The following is a 1,915-nucleotide window of genomic DNA, read 5'->3' as shown; positions in this document are numbered from 1 at the left end:
GGCGGGCGCGCTCCTCTGGCTCGCCGTGGACGCGGTGGTGCATGCGGCGGACGGGGTGCTCCCGGCCGGCGCCCGCGTGATGCTGATCGTCATCTACGCGCTGCTCGCCCTGTGGATCATCGCGACCTCCGTCGCCCTGCTGCGCGGTCGGGCGTGGAGCCGCGGCGCCGCCGTCGCGATCCAGCTCTTCGGTGTGCTCCTGTCCTCGTGGCTCTTCAGCGTGGACGCCGCCGCTCTGGGTGGGCCGCTGCTCGCGGTCTCCGGCGTCGCGCTGCTCACCCTCTTCACGACGCCGGTCACCCGGCATCTCACCCCCGCCCCGGAGGCCTCGACGGACGCCTGAGCCCCGCCCCGACGACGACGGCGCGCCCCCGGCCAGGGGCGCGCCGTCGTCGTCATCGGGGCCGTGGTCAGTTCACCGGGCCGGTGAACTTCTCGCCGGGGCCCTTGCCCGGGGCGTCCGGGAACGGGGAGGCCTCACGGAACGCCAGCTGCAGCGAGCGCAGCCCGTCGCGCAGCGGTCCGGCGTGCTGGCTGCCGATCTCGGGGGCCGCGGCCGTGACCAGCCCGGCGAGGGCCGTGATGAGCTTGCGGGCCTCGTCGAGATCGATGAGCTCGCGGGCGTCGGGGGAGTCGGCCAGGCCGCACTTGACGGCGGCGGCGGTCATCAGGTGCACGGCGGTGGTCGTGATGACCTCGACGGCGGGGACCTCGTGGATGTCGCGGATCTCGGCGGGGGCGTCCATGGGGGTGGCGTCCTGGGCCTGACGTTCGTCTGTCATGGTGGTAAGCTTCCCATAGACCACTCGTGGTCCGCGCACGACCTCGTCATCCGGTGACCCCGGGGCGGGCATGCACGGGCCAGGAGCAGCAAAGTGGAGGCCTCTCTCCCACCCGCGTCAGCAGGATGTCCGGTTCGCCCCGGGCCGAGTTGCCGGGTCGCCGGTCGGGACCGCCGCGTCGTGGCGCGCAGCCCGCACCGAGGGTCCCGTCCGACGGGATCGTGTCGAGGCCTCCGTCTGCGTCCGCGCAGGGGAGGCCTTCCTCGTTTCCGAGGGCCCCTCCGGTGGGCGCGGGGTCACCCGTCGTCTCACACAGAGGAGTACCACCATCAGCGATCCCCGCATCAACGAGCGTATCCGCGTTCCGGAAGTCCGCCTGGTCGGCCCGAACGGCGAACAGGTCGGCATCGTCCGCGTCGAGGACGCCCTCCGGCTCGCCGCCGAGGCGGACCTGGATCTCGTGGAGGTGGCCCCCACGGCCAAGCCTCCGGTGTGCAAGCTGATGGATTTCGGCAAGTACAAGTACGAGGCCGCGGTGAAGGCCCGTGAGTCGCGCAAGAACCAGGTGAACACGGTCCTCAAGGAGGTCCGCTTCCGCCTGAAGATCGACAAGCACGACTACGAGACCAAGACCGGCCACGCCAAGAAGTTCCTGAGCCAGGGCGACAAGGTCAAGGCCATCATCCAGTTCCGCGGCCGTGAGCAGCAGCGTCCCGAACTCGGCATCAAGCTGCTGCAGCAGTTCGCCGAGGACGTCGCCGAGCTGGGCACCGTCGAGTCGCAGCCGCGCCAGGACGGCCGCAACATGGTGATGGTGGTCGGCCCGCTGCGCACCAAGGCCGATGCGCGGGCGGACCAGCGCAAGAACTCGGCCGAGAGCCACCGCGAGCGTCAGGGCGGCGGTTCGCGTCGCGACCAGGCCGCCCGCGAGGCCAAGGAGCGCGCCGCGCAGAAGGCGGCGTCCGACTCCGCCCCGGTGCGGAATTCGGTCGGGGACGCGTTCCCCGAGCAGCTGAAGGCCATGGCCGCCCGGACGCAGGAGAACGCCTCCGCGGCCCCGGCCGAGACGACGCAGGCGCCGAAGACCCCGGCCCCGGCGGCTCCCCGCCCGGCCGCGGTCGCCCCGGCTGCGA

3 protein-coding genes are annotated in these 1,915 nt (G+C 72.5%); 2 read left to right on the top strand and 1 reads right to left on the bottom strand.

All coding sequences use genetic code 11. From position 1 onward, the window contains the following. A partial coding sequence (locus HMPREF3105_RS07515) for a hypothetical protein (RefSeq protein WP_070709084.1) occupies positions 1-343 on the top strand: 343 nt, incomplete at its 5' end. Positions 344-410: 67 nt separating this feature from the next. Here HMPREF3105_RS07515 and HMPREF3105_RS07510 read toward each other — a convergent pair. Further along, on the bottom strand, positions 411-782 hold the full coding sequence (locus tag HMPREF3105_RS07510) for a DUF1844 domain-containing protein (protein WP_036313345.1): 372 nt from the start codon (positions 780-782) through the stop codon (positions 411-413). A 328-nt stretch (positions 783-1,110) separates the two neighbouring features. Between HMPREF3105_RS07510 and infC the strand changes: the two genes are divergently transcribed. Further along, on the top strand, positions 1,111-1,915 hold an 805-nt coding region (gene infC / locus HMPREF3105_RS12725; RefSeq protein ID WP_246830351.1), incomplete at its 3' end, for a translation initiation factor IF-3.

Source organism: Micrococcus sp. HMSC31B01 (assembly GCF_001816085.1).
In the GTDB taxonomy this organism is placed as follows: Bacteria; Actinomycetota; Actinomycetes; order Actinomycetales; family Micrococcaceae; genus Micrococcus; species Micrococcus luteus.
Note: the sequence above shows the minus strand (reverse complement) of the source record. Positions and strands in the feature narration are given on the sequence as shown.

Excerpts from the sequence above, each read along its gene's own strand:
- HMPREF3105_RS07510 (WP_036313345.1), bottom strand. The coding sequence starts at position 782 with ATGACAGACGAACGTCAGGCCCAGGACGCCACCCCCATGGACGCCCCC.